This window comes from Nostoc sp. NMS7 (assembly GCF_017115085.1).
Taxonomy (GTDB): domain Bacteria; phylum Cyanobacteriota; class Cyanobacteriia; order Cyanobacteriales; family Nostocaceae; genus Nostoc.
Window position 1 is genome coordinate 20,582 of sequence record NZ_JABXKJ010000185.1, and the last position, 16,261, is coordinate 36,842.

Here is a 16,261-nt window from a genome sequence, read left to right on the forward strand (position 1 = left end):
TTTATTCGGAAGGTTGAAAATATCTGCGAGCCGCACTTAAGGATTTGGCTTCAATAAAAATTTGTTTTATTTCAGGATGCATTTGGCGAATTTTTATTTCTAAACTTTCTACAGTTAATGCTATTTCTTCACCTGTCAGATTTTGAGTAAATTGAATTTCTAAGTTGAGTAATACTTCCTGTGGAGCCAGCTGCATTGTTAGTATACGGATAACTTCTTTGACTCCTGGTTCGGTTTTTGACAAAGAACGGATATTAGCTATAGTTTTAGGAGCAGCACTTTCACCAACTAATAATCCTTTACTTTCTGTCGCTAGTACCACTGCTACTATAGCCAAGATAATACCAATGATAATCGAGGCAATGCCATCCAAATAAACATTATTAAATAAATGTCCTAAGAAGATTCCGATGAAGGCAACGATTAAACCTAAAATTGCCGCAGTATCCTCCAATAATATTGTCAATACTGTGGGGTCTTTACTATTTTTGATTGCTTGCCAAAAATTTTGTTTCCCCTTGGTTGGCAAAAACTCTCTTAAAGCTACAATCCAAGAAAAACCCTCCAATAATATTGCTATTGTTAACACAATATAATTCCATTTTGGGTCTTCTAAAGGACTGGGATTAATTAAATGAATGATTCCTTGGTAAATTGACATACCGCCGCCAATGGCAAAGACGAGGAGAGCAACGATGAAAGTCCAGAAGTAAAGTTCTTGACCATAACCAAAGGGATGGCTAGCATCTGCTGGCTTTTGGCTCCTGCGAATTCCCAGCAAAAGTACCAGTTGATCAACAGTATCTACAACTGAATGAATCCCTTCAGATATCATGGCAGAACTGCCAGTAACAGAGGCGGCAAGAAATTTAGTAATAGCGATCGCTAAGTTAGCACCCATCGCCGCAAATATAGCTTTATTAGATGAATCAGATGGCATAAGAGTAAATCATAATTATCTATAAACTTCTAATTCACCATCGAGATGGGTAACTTCCCATTGGGTTTGTTCGCCATCGCGCCAAAAGCGCAATCCCACCGTAGCGTCTCCCACAGACAAATTTGTGAGTTCTAAATCCGGTAAGTAATCTGGGAGTGAGGGCTGTACTTTTAACTGTTGTTTTGAGGCATCAGCTTTGAGTCCTAAAATGGTACGAATCAGTAAGAAAATTGAACCAGCAGCCCAAGCCTGGGGTATATTAGCGTCTGGGTAGGGGACTGGAAAGTTATCATCTTGGCGATCAATTCCCGCAAACAATTCTGGCATTCGCCCAGCTTGAAAATAACTAGCAGCAGCAAAAATCCCCTCAGCAATGCGGTTAGCTTCTTTGTGATAGCCATACTTTTTTAATCCAGCAGCGATGATCGAGTTATCATGAGGCCAAACACTACCGCGTTGATAACTAATTGGGTTATATGCCAGATTTTCAGATGAAAGAGTCCGCACACCCCAACCACACCACATATCTGGTTGAAAAAGTCGGTTAACAAGTTTTTTTGCTCGTTCCTCTGGGACGATACCAGACCAGAGCAAATGACCCGGATTTGAGGTAATTGATTGAATTTGCTGCTTTTTATCGTCTAATCCTAAACAGTAAAAGCCAACTGATTCCATCCAAAAGCGATCGTTAAATCGTTGATAAAGTTCTTCGGCTTTTTGACGCAGCTTTTTCGCTTGTTCTTTTTCGCCCCAGACTTCATAAATTAAAGCTGCCCTCAGCCACGCATCATAAACGTAGCCTTGGACTTCACATAAAGCGATTGGCGGCTCAACTAACTCACCATTTGGGTAAACTATTGCGTCACCCGAATCTTTCCAACCTTGATTGCGTAATCCTTTTGACGAATGAGTTAAGTACTCAACAAATCCATCCCCGTCCAAGTCGCCGTATTTATCAATCCAATTTAGCGCCTTTTCCAGTGGTTCTCGGCACTCATCAAGCATACTGAGGTCGGCGTTCCAGTTATAGGCTTCAGATAAAGTAACAATCCAAAGGATGGTAGTATCTACTGTTCCGTAATAGGGATGATATGGAAGTAAGTTTAGTGTGGTTAACTCATCGCGCCGCATTTCGTGCAGCATTTTGCCTGGTTGGGCATCGTGCCAATCATCCAACTCAGTTGCCTGGAGTTGAGCCAGTTTTAGCAACGTGCCACGGGCAAATTCATGATAAACTGCGATCGCTTGCAAGCTAGCAATTATTGAGTCGCGGCCAAAAACGGCGACAAACCAAGGAATACCAGCAGCAGGCATCCAAAATTGATGCCCATTATCATCCACCTCAATCCGTAGCGCTCCCATATCCGCGATCGCTTGCTGATAATATTCGGCAATTTCAGCATTAGACGATCGCAACTTTGTGGCATTAATTAGAAACTCATCCCTGACTTTTCCGGCTTTTGTATTGTAAGGTACAGCACAGGTGTCTTGAGGTTTGAAGACATTTCCATCAGCTAAGGCTGTAAAGTTGATACAAGTGTGCCATGTTTTGCCAGGAGCGATCGCTACATCAAACATTAAACGACCATTGGCATAGCGTGGCTCAGAAGTACCACAAACTGGTTCAATCACAATACCTCGGAAGAAAGAACCGTTCCGATATTCAGTTCTGAGTACACCATTTTCCCATCTGGTTTCTGTTTCACCCCGCGTCAAGAGTTGCTGTGATTTGACATCAAAAATGTCCGCAAAATCTGAGCGCACAGCTAGCATTAATTGAAACTTAACAACTTCATTGTGATAGTTAGTTATATCAATATCTTCATGCATACCTTCCACTATGTCACGCCGAACAGTTACAAGCAAACTACCTGGAGGTAAAGAGCTATTGATAGTAGTAAGTTGCGGGTTGGTGAATTGGTAAAGCGCATTATGATGGGTGATATTGCTAGAGGCTAGCAGCGAAAGGGGGTAGCGATTCAGAGAAATTTCGTAGTAAGAAATTAGGCGTGTGTCCCAAACAAAAAAACCTTGAGCTAAATTTTCGTCGATGGAACCATCACTAGCTGTTACTAGAAAAGAGGAACCATCGTTGATGGTTATCAAACCAGGATTGACAGTAACTTTTGTAGGCATTCTCAATTAGCCAATTATGTGATTTTAATTCCCCCGCTTCTAACAAGCAGCAAGTTTTGTGGCTCTTTCTAAATTCCAGTTACAAAACTTAATTACGAACTTGTACTGAGCGCAGCCGTTGGCGCAGCCTCTCGTAGAGAAGTATTACGAATTATTTTAGCCATTCTCTGTAAAACCGGGGTACAAGGTCATACCACCGTCTACAAACAGTGTTATACCATTAACATAATCAGAATCATCAGAAGCCAACCAAACTGCTGCTTTGGCGATATCTTCTACATCTCCCACACGTTTGGCTGGAATCAGTTTTAGTAACTTCTCCTCTGCTTCTGGAGTATCCCAAGCTGATTTATTAATTGGAGTTTTGATTGCACCAGGGGCAATACTATTAACGCGAATTTTGTGGGGTGCAAGTTCTTGAGCAATACTTTGCATCATCATATTTATACCGCCCTTACTTGCGGCATAATTAACATGACCTGCCCAAGGAATTACCTGATGCACTGAACTTATACAAATAATCTTACCTGCGGCAGATGAAATATCGGGCTGTACGCCTCGACGTAAGAATTCTTTTGCAGCTTCCCTGGCACATAAGAATTGTCCTGTCAGGTTCACCCCGATGACTGTATTCCATTGGTCAAGGGTCATATCTACAAAGGGTGAATCTTTTTGAAGACCCGCATTGTTTATTAAAATGTCAAGAGTGCCGAATTGCTGGAGTGTCTGGCTGAACATCGCCTTTATTTCGTCTTCTTTGCTGACATCAGCTTGAATGGCAAATGCTTCACCATTAGCGGCTTTGATATCATCAACAAGTTTTTGGGCTGATTCGGCTTCAGAATGATAGTTGACAGCTACAGCTGCACCTGATAAAGCTAAATAGCGAGCGATCGCTTCACCAATGCCAGAACTAGCACCCGTCACAAGTGCTTTTTGACCTTTGAGTAAGTAAGGGGAATAGCTCATAATGCTTTCGATATTCTTCAAACTTGCATTTGGATGAGAATTTTGGTTTCTGGGCGTAGTATTACCTTGGGAATTTAGATTGTCATAATCGCTAAATTATAGATTCAAGAAGAAAAACTTTTCCTTTCTGGATTTTAAGAAATATCGAGGAGTTTTCTAATCTATCTAGAGAAAGATAAACAGTATATTTTTTTACTGACTAATATTTCAACTATTTGTCATTTCTGTGACAAGAGTATGTCTTTATTTTTTCAGATTTGTAAAGCTTGAATTTTCAAGCTAATATAACAATCCTGAATCATGATAAACAAGATCCCAGACTTCTTTGAGAAGTCTGGGATATGCGGCTTGCAATTCTCACAAATCAAATATGATTGCCATATCAATCTCAAGAAAGATTTATGGTATATTCAGACTTGGGTTATTAGTTAAGGTGAAATTCTTAGTTAATCAATCTAAATGACCTAAAGAAGAAAACCATATAAGAACATTAAGTTATTTTATCCGCATTTAAAGTAGAGGCAATTTATCAATTGCATTAGGTCTGCCTGCCCTTAATTGTAAGTATAGAGGCTGTCGAAGATGCTTAATGAAACGTATATACAGGTACAAAGAATTCGAGCTATTGGATTAACTGTGACAAACTGCGATAGCTCTTTGGATTTCTATAAAGAAGCGCTTGGTTTTCAACTAGTCTCCGACATCACTGTTGAAGGACAGGATTACAGCGATCTACAAGATGTGGCTGGGGCAAAAATTCGCATTATCACTTTACGACTAGGTGATGAACTTATTGAGTTGATGGAGTATCTCAACATTCAGGGTAAACCCATCCCCAGCGATTCACAAAGTAATGATCTGTGGTTTCAACATCTGGCGATTGTGGTGAGTGATATGGATCGCGCTTATGCTCACTTACGTTCATTTCCCATTCAACCAATTTCACTTTCTCCCCAGACAATGCCACCTGATAATGAAGCATCTGCTGGTGTCCGCGCTTTCAAGTTTAAAGACCCTGACGGTCATGATTTAGAGTTAATTTGGTTTCCGCCTGATAAAGGAAAAGATAAATGGCATCAAAACAGCCATCGCTTATTTTTGGGAATTGATCATAGTGCAATCGCAGTTTCTAACACCGAGCAAAGTCTACACTTTTACTGTGACCTCCTGGGAATGCAAATTGATAACCGCAGTCTTAATTGGCAGTCAACCCAAACTCGCTTGGATAATTTACCAGGAGCGAAAGTCCGAATTACAGCACTTCGAACTGTTCAAGATGGTATGGGAATTGAACTGTTAGACTATATTTTGCCTGGAAAAGGCCGTCCTATACCGAGTGACTGGAAAAGTTACGATATTGCGAAGGTGCAAATTGAACTTGTTGTCAATGAGATTGAGCAAGCAGTAGAGATACTGCGGCAGAATGGGGTTGAGTTTGTGTCATCGCGGATTGTGCAGTTTACTGATAGTGCAAGTCTTTATCGTAAGGGGTGTTTAGTTAAAGATCCTGATGGACATGCAATCTTGCTAATTGCAGAATCCTGATATATAGCAGTCTGCTTTGATTTTTGAAATTATTTGCGTAGACAGGGAGTGGGGAGTAAGGAAGAAGCCTTTTTGCGGTGTACTGATTTTTTTCAAAAATCAAATACGAGTCCTATAGGAAGCGGATTTAAGCCTTGATTTTCTCACACAATAGACATCTCTAGAAATTACGTCTAAAGCAGAGTCTACAGTTGAAAAAGCGGGTTTAAATCATGGCTCGATGGTGATGAGTAGTGAAGATGTATTAGAACCCAGAGTTACAGGTTTTTGGCAAGAACAGGTTAAGAATTCTGATGATTTTGATGACAGTTATTAACGATGATTCATCGTCCAAAAATTAAAGCATCCAGCGAATAAGCACCAGGGCCTAAAACTGCGATCGCAATCAGCATAACGCAGTACATAAACGCTTTTTCCCAACTTGGCGGTTCACCTTTTCCTAAAGGTCCCTGATACTGTTCTTCAGGAATTAAGTAGGGATCTTGGGCTACAAAAGGCTTACTTCCAGAAATATCTAAATATATCGCATAAATCATTGAGCCGAGAATTGGCAAGGTTGCTAAGAGGGTGAGGAATCCAATTATGAGAAAAATTCCGCCACCTAACATCGACGCAGCTGATAAAAAGCAAAGAAAGACAGGCATTTTTAGAGCCTTAGCCCAGCGTCGCAGGTGCATTATTTTTGGATAACCGTGTAGTATAAACAACCCGCCAAGACTAACTCTTAGTAGTAAAAGTGCTAATCCGGGAAATCCGTCAGGATACACAGGAGAAAGTGAACTTAACAAGTTTAACCCTAGTTGTGGGTAATTAAATTCAGCTAGAAAAAAGGCGAGTTCCTTCGGAATAGCTTCGCTTAACGCTACACCCAGCCCAAATTGATAAATCATAGTTGTACACCACGGGTATTCAGGTCGATAACATATAAGGAATGACCGGCTGTGATCAAAAGGCGATCGCGTGCCTTTCCACCGAAAGTTAGATTAGTGCTGATCTCTGGCACAAGAATTTTTCCCAACTGAGTTCCATCGGGGGCGTATACCTGCACACTGTCTTGAGAACTAGTAAAAATGTTGCCATGTTGATCAACCCGCAGTCCATCCGGTTGTCCTGGATCGATGACACAGAAAACGCGGCCATTCTTCAGATGGTGATCATCCCCAACCTCGTAGACGCGAAGATGATGAGGTCCACCAGGAATATTAAACCCAGCTGTATCTGAAACATACAAAAGGCTTTCATCTGGACTGAAAGCCAGTCCATTCGGGCGCACCATGTCTGTTACTACCGGATAAATCTCACCACTAGCCGGATCGAAGCGATATACGTAACTTCCCGGTTGCTCTTGTTCGCCGCCGTAACCTTGGTTCGGCTCAGTGATACCATAGGGCGGATCGGTGAACCAAATTGTGTTGTCACTTTTGACTACCAAATCATTTGGACTGTTAAGGCGTTTGCCCTGGTAGCGATCGACTAAAACCTTCCACTCACCATCATGTTCGCGTCGGATAATCGCACGCAGACCGGAGGAACATCCAACCAGACGACCCTCCAAATCGCGGTAATTACCGCTTTGGTAATCAGACGGATCTCGGAGGACACTGACCTTGTTGGTAGGACTCCAGTGCAACAGGCGGTTGCCGTGAGCATCACTCCACACAATACTGTCATCTTCGTGGAAGTAAACAGGGCCTTCGCTATGGACTGCACCGTTGGCTAGCTCCTGGAGTGAAGCACCTGGGCGTACTAAGGCAGACATGCGATCGTCATAAATCTCAATGGCTTCAGGCATAGGAATATCTTATTATTTAACTTGCTTACTGGCGATAAATAGTCGGTTCAAGTTAATATTAAATTGCTATAAAGGTATACTTACATCTTTTTTCCCAACGCAGTGTATAAGTCATAACTTATATAATTCTTCAGGTAATTGGTATAAAGATAATTATTAAATAACTTTTAATTTACCTCAAACCATCGATATAGATCGTACAAACATCTTACATATATGATGAACATCACTGAGCGCTACGACATCATCATTATCGGTACGGGAGCCGGTGGAGGGACACTGGCTCACCGCCTTGCACCTACAGGTAAAAAAATTCTAGTGCTGGAACGAGGCGACTTTTTGCCGAGAGAAAAAGCTAACTGGAATCCAGAGGAGGTTTATCAAAAACATCGCTACCATACAGATGAGCAATGGTATAACAAGGAAGGCAAAGCTTTTAAGCCTCAGACAGGTTACTGGGTTGGTGGCAATACTAAACTCTACGGTGCAGCCTTAATTCGATTCCGAGAGCGAGATTTTGAAAGGGTAATTCACAAGGGAGGAATTTCTCCAGAATGGCCTTTGAAGTATCAAGATTTTGAGCCGTACTACACACAGGCAGAAAAGCTGTATGATGTGCATGGCAAGGAAGGGGAAGATCCCACAGAACCACCTCGCAGCGAACCATATCCTTATCCGCCAGTCAGTCATGAGCCAGATATGGAGTCACTTGCTGATGGTATCCGCCAACTAGGTTACTACCCATTTCACCTACCACTAGGATTAAAGCTGAATGAAAGCGATCGCACCAAGAGTCCCTGCATTCGCTGCGATACCTTTGATGGATATCCTTGCCTTGTAGGCGCAAAAGCCGATGCAGATGTTAACGCCATTCGTCCTACCCGCGAGATGTATGCCAATTTGACCCTTTTAACTAATGCCAAAGTCTTGCGGCTGCATACCAATGAGTCAGGGCGAGAGGTTACAAGAGTAGAAACTGAAATTGCTGGGGAAAAACATTGGTTCACAAGCGATATTGTGGTTGTTGCCTGTGGTTCTGTCAACTCAGCTGCTTTGCTGCTACGGTCTGCTAACGATCAGCATCCCAACGGATTAGCAAACAGTTCTGATCAGGTGGGGCGGAATTTCATGAAGCAACTGGAAACAGCTATAGTTTCCATACATCTAGAGGTGAATCACGCCAACTTTCAAAAAACGATCGCTGTCAACGATTTTTATTGGGGAGAGCCGGATTTTCCTTATCCGATGGGCATGGTACAAAATACAGGTAATGTGCTAGCCGATATGATTCCCGGAGAAGCTCCACCACTAATGGCACCATTTGTCAAGCTGATTCCTAATTATGAGCGTCATTTGCTAGCCGAGCGATCGGTTGGCTGGTGGTTGCAAACAGAGGATTTACCAGACCCGAATAATCGGATTCGGGTGATCGGTGACAAGATTCACGTTGACTATACACTCAATAATACCGAAGCAAGCGATCGCTTAATCCATCGCTGGACATCTGTACTTAAGTCAATCCCTGACTCTGCTAAACACGTCCTGCCATTTAGCCTTTATCCCCGTACTAACCTACCTGAACAAGCTGTTGCCCATCAATGTGGTAGTTGTCGATTTGGGACAGATCCCAAAACCTCAGTCCTTAACGTCAATTGCCGTACCCATGATGTCGATAATCTCTACTTGGTAGATAGTAGTTTTTTCCCGTCAAATTCCGGTGCAAACCCGACATTAACGATTATGGCGAATGCATTGCGCGTTGGCGACCTACTTGCAGCAACGCTGAATGCAAAGCAGACCTCCGCGAACGTTAACGCATAGCTGAACGATTCAAAAAGGGCAAAGATTATGACGAACGATGAACAGCAAATTACACCACAACAGGAACCACAGATTCAATCTCAACCGGACAATTTAGAAGCGACAGATTCGCCTCATCCCCTGACTACAAGTGTTGGTGCTGTGGGAGGTGGCGTTGTAGGAGCCGCACTGGGTAGCTCCATTGGTGGTAAGTTAGGTGCTGCAATTGGTGGGATTGCAGGGGCAATTACTGGTGGGGTTGCAGCCAATAAGCTGGTAGGGTACGCTGAAGAATTAATTACAGAACTCCAGCCGACAAGTGGATTGGGATTAGGAGCCAATCACAAACCTATCGAACTACTCCCTCACTATTCTTGGGAAGAATTACAAGCATTATCAAAACCACAGGGTGGACAAATTCAAGTCCCCTAATCCAAAGATTTAAATCTTATCTAAGTTGAGAAACGTAGTTTTTGCCCTCACCCTAAATCCCTCTCCCATATCTGGGAGAGGGACTTTGAAATTCTGGCTCCCCGAATCCCAGATTTGGGATTCGGGGTTGGGGGATGAGGGCAAATCCTTTTGATCACCGAAGAACTAGAGGTTTCAAGATAGACGCGGTTTAATTATTAATATTGAGAATAATATGAATTAATCCGATCGCAATATACTTCACTAAAACTATGATCAGGATGAATCTCAATCACCAGATCAACCACTGTCGCATCTTTTACCAACGGCTTGATGAATAATTCTGGGTGAAGCGATCGCCAAAAATAATTGACAAATTGCTCTATCTCTGGATTGCTCATCCCCAACTTCCCCGCAGCAATCATCTGCTGTTCCGCCTGTTTACGCCACTCCAAAGAACAACGGTAATCGGTGGGATAGAGCAAAATTAAGCTGTCTAATCGCTCCCACAGTAGTAAATAATCGTGGAGGCGACGATTAATATCACGGGCAAATGCTCTATCCTCATCTGTGAGAATCGGCGGCGGTGCAGTATTAAATGCCTCTGGAACGATTGGTAGCACACCCACAAACCAACCTTCAAATAGTACAATATCTACACCTGTTACCATTTCTGGAGTCGTGCGATCGCCAGCGCCTCTGTAGGCAGATTTATCAAACCGGGGAACCATAACTGGGCTTTGCGACTGGCGGATTTGATCTAGTACATTTAAGCCTAAATCTACATCGTGGGTTCCTGGTGGCCCGCGCCAAATCAAGCGGGGATCTTGCTGTGTTAAAAGCAAGCGATCGCTGTAAGTTTTATACAAGTCATCCAAAGACAAACTCAGAGTTCTGTATCCCAACTGATCGAGAATCAAGCTGAGAACCTTGCACATTGTGGTTTTACCAGTACCTTGTCCTCCCAATATTCCCTGAATCAGGGGGCGTCCCAACTGTTGGCGCCCTAATGCGAGTTTGATCCCCAAAGGAAGCCACAAGTCCCACAATACCTGTAACATTTCCTGGGGTTGTACTTGGAGAGTAGTTTGGCAGAATTGGCTAAAAGCCGGCAGGATAGATTTTAGTAAATGCGATCGCCTTTTGATCACTTCATCGACATTTTCCGGCGTAATCCCAAAAGCTTTAGCCCTTAACTTATTTACCAGCGCTGCTTCTCTTGCTTGCTGATGCCAAGTTTCCCCCACCGCATCCGTTGCCAAAATTTCACCCAGCCACAAATCCATAAATTCCCCGTCTCCCTAAGATCCCAGCTTAAAGGCTTCGAGAAACAGGCTGTAGGTGAAACCAACTTTCAGGAGATTTAGTGATTCTACCAAGAGCGATCGCTTTGACAAAAAACTGCGACTATAAAATATCCTGCTGGTAATTTCCGTCAACAGTACTAAAAAACCAGCTACCACAACATCCAATACACCCTGTTGACCAGATGTAGTGGAAACTGCGTTTCCCAGAAAAAAACCGAACAAAAAACTAATTATCAGCAACGATAGTCGCCGCCAAGGATTTAAAAACCATTGCCCCAAGCCTCTAGCAATGGCATCGAACAAGTTATTCAGACGAGTGTTTTGCATCAGATAGACTTCTGGGGCAAAGTCAAGATATCTCTATATTAAAGAAGATATTGGTTTTAGCCTAAGCTTGTTTGTTAATATTATACATATAGCAATCCAATTTGATTTTTGAAAAAACTTAAGTATATGTAGGGTGTATTATCGCCGAGAATACGGCACTAAAACCCTACAGAGGTGCGTTACGCTATGGGAACGCACCATACCTGTATTACAAAAATCAAGTATGAGTTCTATATGTGCTGGGCTTCCACTGTGGCCAAGGACACCTGATTGAAACCGTTAGCGGTTTCAGGAAACTTTTATTTTTTGATCAAAATGAATTAGCAGGCTCGGTATCTAATTTTTTGTTTTTATCCAAGCCTACGGTCAAGATCCGAAGCAATGGGTGATATCCCTTGTTTGTCAAAGATCAAAGAAATCACTTACTTAAAATGTGTTTTTTTCAAATGATACTTATAATACACTTGCGCCCTTAATTTTAAGAAAATCTATATTAAGTTACTTTTTATGATTGCCTTTTGTGATAATAGGCTACTATTTGGTCAAGCCTAGACAAAATATTTATTTCTAATAACTATCAATATGAAATATTCAGTGTATCGTAACGTCGGTGTTACAGCTTGTTGCTTGGGACTATTTGTTGCTTTGGTGGGATACTTTGGAGTGAGCGTATCCTTTGAGTCCACAAACCCAGATACATCTTCACAACTGCCAAATGAAACTACCCAGTTGGAAAGAACTTCATCTACACCCGTTTCACCTGAAAAAGGTATTTCCCCCTTAACCAATCAAGTAGAACATAACAGTAGAGAGAATACTCATCCGGTCTTGGCAGATCGTGATAAATCAGCTAGCAAAGTCAAATATCAAGGGACTTTGCGGATGAGCAATCAAACAAATCAGCCTGTGCGCCTGGCTCTACTGGCGCGATCGGTAGCAAAAGGCTCTGGTACTAAACAGGCGAACTATGATCTACCGGCACATTGGGATTTTGCTCCCGAAGAAGGTAGTGATAAAGGGCTGATTCTATCCCTACCTGAGAATAATTTAAAGCTGGAGAAGGGAGATATTCTAGTTGCTTTTGCACAAGATGGTTCGCGTCGTTACTGGGGTCCCTATGTTGTCGGCGAAACTCAATTACCTAAGTGGAATTCCCAAAACAGAGAATGGCAACTAGTGTTGAGTCCATAAATACTGCTGTTAGCGGACAGCTAGGTTTAGCCCGTACCGAAGGGGCATTGTTTCCCGTTCGCTGATATCTTTATTTTTACATCCCTACCCGACAGTTGATAAAGTTAGGACTTATGCAAAATTATCTCAAAAACCTGATTTGTCGTAGCGGTAATTCATGAATTACCGCTACTTCGGAGCTTTTTTGCGTAAGTCCTGAAAGTGTAAAGTATTGGACTTTGGACAAAAAGAAGTGTTCGCGTAAATCTCTGGCGAACAAAAAATCTAGGCATCATAAATTACCCCAGCTATTTTTCAAACTGAGTTAAACGCCTAAAGCCGAAGAAAATTTACACAGATGGTACTTGTTTTCAACCTGTGGCACTATTGAAACTGACAGTTACAGTAGAAAGGACGATCTTGATGAGCAGCAGACAGATTGCGCTTGTCGCAGGTTCGACAGGCATTGTGGGCAAGAACCTTTGCGACCACCTTATAAGGACGAGCGATTGGACGGTGTACGGGCTAGCCCGCAACCCATCGACAGAGCAAGGAATCCTTCCCGTTTCGGCAAATCTGCTCGACCGTGACGAACTGAAGTCGGCGCTGGCAGGAATTGATGTGACGCACGTTTTTTTCTGTACCTGGTCCCGCCAGGCTACCGAGCAAGAGAACTGCGATGTCAACGGTGCGATGCTTCGCAACCTGCTTGAGGCGCTGGATGCGGCACCCAGGCTTACTCACGTTGCCCTTGTGACCGGCGGGAAGAACTATCTAGGCTCCTTCGAGGCCTATGGACAAAGCACGTTGGACACGCCGTTCCGGGAGGAGCAGCCTCGCGTCCCCGGTCTTAACTTCTACTATGTGCAGGAAGACATTCTGTTTGAAAAGGCCGCGCAGCGAGGCTTCGAGTGGAGTGTTCACAGGCCATCAACGATCATTGGCTACGCACTCGGCAACGCGATGAACATGGGCGTCACACTCTCAGTGTACGCGACTATCTGCCGCGAAACCGGACGCCCCTTTCTCTTCCCCGGCTCGCCTCAGCAGTACAACGGCTTGGTTGATGTCACTGACGCACATCTGCTCGCACGGCATCTTGAGTGGGCTTCGATTACGCCTGAAGCCGCCAACCAGGCTTTCAACATCGTCAATGGTGATATCTTCCGCTGGCGCTGGCTGTGGCCAGAGCTCGCGGCATTCTTTGGCATCGAGGCCGCACCTTACCCAGGGTATGCGACTCCTTTGGCTAAGCAGATGACAGAAGCTGGACTAGTGTGGGATGGTATTGTTGCTCAATACGGTCTCAAGCCGCATTTGTTGACCCAACTTGCCTCTTGGTGGCATACCGATGCAGATTTGGGTCGGGAAATCGAATGCCTCCACGATATGTCGAAGAGCAGGGGCCTTGGATTTCTCGATTATCAAAAAACGCTGCTGTCCTTCCTTGATCTCTTCGAGAGATTACGCCACGAGAATATAATTCCTTGAAAGCAGTAATTCATCGCTTAAGTGGTATGAACAATTGTGTATGTAAGTCGCAGTTCCTGAGTTTGCAGACTGTTCCTTAAGTAGATAATTTGTCGGACAACTCATCACGTGGCGTTTTGGCTATTTTCATCCCTTAAAACAAAAGTGGTGGAGATTTCCGCCTTCGATAGTCGAAGGTGCGCGGGTGGCGTTACTGAAAACTGATCGTCGATGTGCGATCGCTCTGTCTACAATAGAACCAATTATCCCCTCTACAACAAATCATTTTCTCCGGCTACAAGCTTCCCAGAATTTGGACTTTTGTCCAAAGTCCAATAAAGTACTGAGTAGAGGAAAATTATTAAATTTAAAACTCCGAAGAACAAAAGATAGATAACCAACGACTATTGATTAGTGATTGTTGACTATTGACTAATGAGAATGAAATTGAGTGTTAAGCGCACTGTTGATCAGTGGTTCCACAAAATAGAAAAGAATCCAGCCCTTGGTATAACTGTGTCGATTTTGTGGTTGATAGTGGTTGCCTGGGTAGCTTTTGGGTGGAATTTGGGCAATACTGGCTTGGTTGATGAGACAGAGCCACTGTTTGCCGAAGCTTCCCGCCAGATGTTAGTTACAGGTGATTGGATAACTCCATTTTTTGATGGTGACACTCGTTTCGATAAACCTGCTTTAATTTACTGGTGTCAGGCGATCGCTTATGCAATTATTGGGGTGAATGAGTGGGCAGTACGCCTTCCTTCTGCGATCGCGGCCTTCGGCTTAATTTGTTTAGCTTTTTACACCGTACACTGGTATTTGGCTAAACAAGACGAATTAGAGCAAGTTTCACGTCCGACTCGCCGCTACTTAACATCTTCTATAGCAGCAGCCCTGATGGCACTCAATGTCGAAACCATTATTTGGGCGAGAACGGGTGTTTCTGATATGTTGCTCACCGGATGCATGGCATCAGCTTTATTATGTTTCTTTCTAGGGTACGCAGGGAAGGAAGCGAGCGGGGGAGCAGGGGGAACAGAATTAATAACCAATACTTCTCTACGAGAGGCTGCGCCAACGGCAACGCTCAGTACAAGTCCCCAATCGCCATTCCCTAATAAATGGTACTTAGCTTTTTATGTGCTGATTGCTGGCGCAATTTTGACTAAAGGTCCAGTCGGAATTGTCTTGCCAGGGCTAATTGTTGGTGCCTTTTTGCTTTACGTGGGAAAGTTTCGAGAGGTATTGCGGGAAATGCGCCTCTTCATGGGTATACTGATAATTATCGGTTTGTCAGTGCCCTGGTATGCTTTAGTAATTTGGCGCAATGGCTGGAATTACATTAACTCCTTTTTTGGTTATCACAACCTGGAACGCTTTACAGAAGTAGTTAATGGTCACTCAGCACCTTGGTATTTTTACTTTATAGTAGTGTTGCTGGGTTTTACGCCCTACTCAGTGTATTTACCAGCCTCTATAATTAGACTAAAGTTTTGGCAGCGATCGCACTGGCGATCCCTTGAACGTTTTCAGCAGTTTGGTTTATTCGCCTGGTTTTGGTTTGCTAGCATCTTTAGCTTTTTCACCATTGCTGTTACCAAACTCCCTAGTTACGTCTTGCCTTTAATGCCAGCAGCAGCAATCCTGGTAGCCCTCTTGTGGAGCGACCTTTTACCAAATATGGAGAATGAAAATGCTCCAGAGAGAGTATTTGATCATCTCCCCGCGTCTTCTTCCATCTCTCCCTTACTCGTCTGGAGTGGTTGGGTGAATGTAGTGTTTTTATCATTTTTGGCAACAGCACTGTTTAACATAACCCATATATTAGGTAGTGATCCAGCGATAACCAACTTCCACGAAGTAATTCAACAATCTGGTTTACCAGTCATAGCCGGCGTAATTTGGTTTGTTTGTGCTGTTTTGGTTGCGGTTTTTTTACTAAATCGCCGTTGGAACTACATTATCAGTATTAACTTGCTAGGATTTGCGGCGTTTTTAATTTTTGTTTTATCACCTGCTTCCTTTTTCATTGATCAAGAACGTCAATTACCCTTAAGAGAGTTGTCTGCGATCATCCTAGAAGCAAAACAACCAGATGAAGAATTGATCATGCTTGGCTTCAAAAAGCCTAGTGTAGTCTTTTACAGCCACATTCACGTAAATTATTTAGGATTTCCCCAAGAGGCTGTAGAGCATATTAAAAAACAGGCTGCCAAGGGGCTAAAACCTCGCTCACTACTGCTGTTGGCAGAACAGAAAAAGTTTTTACAAATGGACTTACAGCCAGATGATTACAAGAATTTATCGACCAAGGGTGCTTATAACTTGGTTCGAGTTCCTTTTAAGAAAAAGAAAAATGAAAAAATAGACATATCGTAAATTGTCATTAGTCAT

General features: G+C 43.1%; 13 protein-coding genes. 6 read left to right on the forward strand and 7 right to left on the reverse strand.

The features are described from left to right. Position 1: 1 nt before the first annotated feature. The 3 genes from HWQ38_RS20410 to HWQ38_RS20420 form a co-directional block, all read right to left on the reverse strand. Positions 2-940: a cation diffusion facilitator family transporter gene (locus HWQ38_RS20410; protein ID WP_292797041.1), complete on the reverse strand. Its 939-nt coding sequence runs from the start codon at positions 938-940 to the stop codon at positions 2-4. A gap of 15 nt (positions 941-955) precedes the next feature. After that, the gene (locus tag HWQ38_RS20415; protein ID WP_292797043.1) at positions 956-3,076 is read right to left on the reverse strand and encodes a glycogen debranching N-terminal domain-containing protein; all 2,121 of its coding nucleotides are present in this window, start codon (positions 3,074-3,076) and stop codon (positions 956-958) included. Positions 3,077-3,232: 156 nt separating this feature from the next. Further along, positions 3,233-4,045 carry an SDR family oxidoreductase gene (locus tag HWQ38_RS20420; protein WP_292797046.1) on the reverse strand — a complete coding sequence of 271 codons (813 nt, stop codon included), beginning with the start codon at positions 4,043-4,045 and terminating at the stop codon, positions 3,233-3,235. 582 nt (positions 4,046-4,627) lie between these two features. Between HWQ38_RS20420 and HWQ38_RS20425 the strand changes: the two genes are divergently transcribed. Further along, positions 4,628-5,590 (forward strand): VOC family protein, encoded by a 963-nt coding sequence (locus tag HWQ38_RS20425; protein WP_292797049.1) that lies wholly within the window; start codon positions 4,628-4,630, stop codon positions 5,588-5,590. A gap of 323 nt (positions 5,591-5,913) precedes the next feature. Here the strand turns inward: HWQ38_RS20425 and HWQ38_RS20430 are convergent, their stop codons facing one another. Then, complete coding sequence (locus tag HWQ38_RS20430; RefSeq protein WP_292797052.1) at positions 5,914-6,480, reverse strand: DoxX family protein; 567 nt, start codon at positions 6,478-6,480, stop codon at positions 5,914-5,916. Beyond that, positions 6,477-7,382, reverse strand: a complete 906-nt coding sequence (locus HWQ38_RS20435) for an SMP-30/gluconolactonase/LRE family protein (protein WP_292797054.1) — start codon at positions 7,380-7,382, stop codon at positions 6,477-6,479. Before HWQ38_RS20435 ends, HWQ38_RS20430 begins: the two co-directional genes overlap by 4 nt. A gap of 216 nt (positions 7,383-7,598) precedes the next feature. Between HWQ38_RS20435 and HWQ38_RS20440 the strand changes: the two genes are divergently transcribed. Together HWQ38_RS20440 and HWQ38_RS20445 are read left to right on the forward strand one after the other, a co-directional pair. Continuing rightward, positions 7,599-9,203, forward strand: a complete 1,605-nt coding sequence (locus HWQ38_RS20440; protein WP_292797057.1) for a GMC family oxidoreductase — start codon at positions 7,599-7,601, stop codon at positions 9,201-9,203. A gap of 27 nt (positions 9,204-9,230) precedes the next feature. Next, entirely contained in the window at positions 9,231-9,614 is a 384-nt protein-coding gene (locus tag HWQ38_RS20445; protein WP_292797059.1) for a hypothetical protein, read from the forward strand. Between the two features lie 197 nt (positions 9,615-9,811). Here HWQ38_RS20445 and HWQ38_RS20450 read toward each other — a convergent pair whose 3' ends face one another. Continuing rightward, the gene (locus HWQ38_RS20450; RefSeq protein ID WP_292797062.1) at positions 9,812-10,879 is read right to left on the reverse strand and encodes a glycerate kinase; all 1,068 of its coding nucleotides are present in this window, start codon (positions 10,877-10,879) and stop codon (positions 9,812-9,814) included. 15 nt (positions 10,880-10,894) lie between these two features. Next, a complete protein-coding gene (locus HWQ38_RS20455; RefSeq protein WP_292797064.1) occupies positions 10,895-11,227 on the reverse strand; it encodes a DUF565 domain-containing protein in 333 nt (110 codons plus the stop codon). 582 nt (positions 11,228-11,809) lie between these two features. On the opposite strand from HWQ38_RS20455, the gene HWQ38_RS20460 reads away from it, so the two are divergent. The 3 genes from HWQ38_RS20460 (at position 11,810) to HWQ38_RS20470 (ending at position 16,246) form a co-directional block, all read left to right on the forward strand. Beyond that, positions 11,810-12,418, forward strand: coding sequence for a hypothetical protein (locus HWQ38_RS20460; RefSeq protein ID WP_292797067.1), 609 nt, complete (start codon positions 11,810-11,812; stop codon positions 12,416-12,418). A 402-nt stretch (positions 12,419-12,820) separates the two neighbouring features. Further along, positions 12,821-13,888 carry an SDR family oxidoreductase gene (locus HWQ38_RS20465; protein WP_292797070.1) on the forward strand — a complete coding sequence of 356 codons (1,068 nt, stop codon included), beginning with the start codon at positions 12,821-12,823 and terminating at the stop codon, positions 13,886-13,888. Between the two features lie 414 nt (positions 13,889-14,302). Next, the gene (locus HWQ38_RS20470) at positions 14,303-16,246 is read left to right on the forward strand and encodes a glycosyltransferase family 39 protein (RefSeq protein ID WP_292797072.1); all 1,944 of its coding nucleotides are present in this window, start codon (positions 14,303-14,305) and stop codon (positions 16,244-16,246) included. Positions 16,247-16,261: the final 15 nt, after the last annotated feature.

Excerpts from the sequence above, each read along its gene's own strand:
- HWQ38_RS20410 (WP_292797041.1), bottom strand. The coding sequence starts at position 940 with ATGCCATCTGATTCATCTAATAAAGCTATATTTGCGGCGATGGGTGCT.
- HWQ38_RS20415 (WP_292797043.1), bottom strand. The coding sequence starts at position 3,076 with ATGCCTACAAAAGTTACTGTCAATCCTGGTTTGATAACCATCAACGAT.
- HWQ38_RS20420 (WP_292797046.1), bottom strand. The coding sequence starts at position 4,045 with ATGAGCTATTCCCCTTACTTACTCAAAGGTCAAAAAGCACTTGTGACG.
- HWQ38_RS20425 (WP_292797049.1), top strand. The coding sequence starts at position 4,628 with ATGCTTAATGAAACGTATATACAGGTACAAAGAATTCGAGCTATTGGA.
- HWQ38_RS20430 (WP_292797052.1), bottom strand. The coding sequence starts at position 6,480 with ATGATTTATCAATTTGGGCTGGGTGTAGCGTTAAGCGAAGCTATTCCG.
- HWQ38_RS20435 (WP_292797054.1), bottom strand. The coding sequence starts at position 7,382 with ATGCCTGAAGCCATTGAGATTTATGACGATCGCATGTCTGCCTTAGTA.
- HWQ38_RS20440 (WP_292797057.1), top strand. The coding sequence starts at position 7,599 with ATGATGAACATCACTGAGCGCTACGACATCATCATTATCGGTACGGGA.
- HWQ38_RS20445 (WP_292797059.1), top strand. The coding sequence starts at position 9,231 with ATGACGAACGATGAACAGCAAATTACACCACAACAGGAACCACAGATT.
- HWQ38_RS20450 (WP_292797062.1), bottom strand. The coding sequence starts at position 10,879 with ATGGATTTGTGGCTGGGTGAAATTTTGGCAACGGATGCGGTGGGGGAA.
- HWQ38_RS20455 (WP_292797064.1), bottom strand. The coding sequence starts at position 11,227 with ATGCAAAACACTCGTCTGAATAACTTGTTCGATGCCATTGCTAGAGGC.
- HWQ38_RS20460 (WP_292797067.1), top strand. The coding sequence starts at position 11,810 with ATGAAATATTCAGTGTATCGTAACGTCGGTGTTACAGCTTGTTGCTTG.
- HWQ38_RS20465 (WP_292797070.1), top strand. The coding sequence starts at position 12,821 with ATGAGCAGCAGACAGATTGCGCTTGTCGCAGGTTCGACAGGCATTGTG.
- HWQ38_RS20470 (WP_292797072.1), top strand. The coding sequence starts at position 14,303 with ATGAGAATGAAATTGAGTGTTAAGCGCACTGTTGATCAGTGGTTCCAC.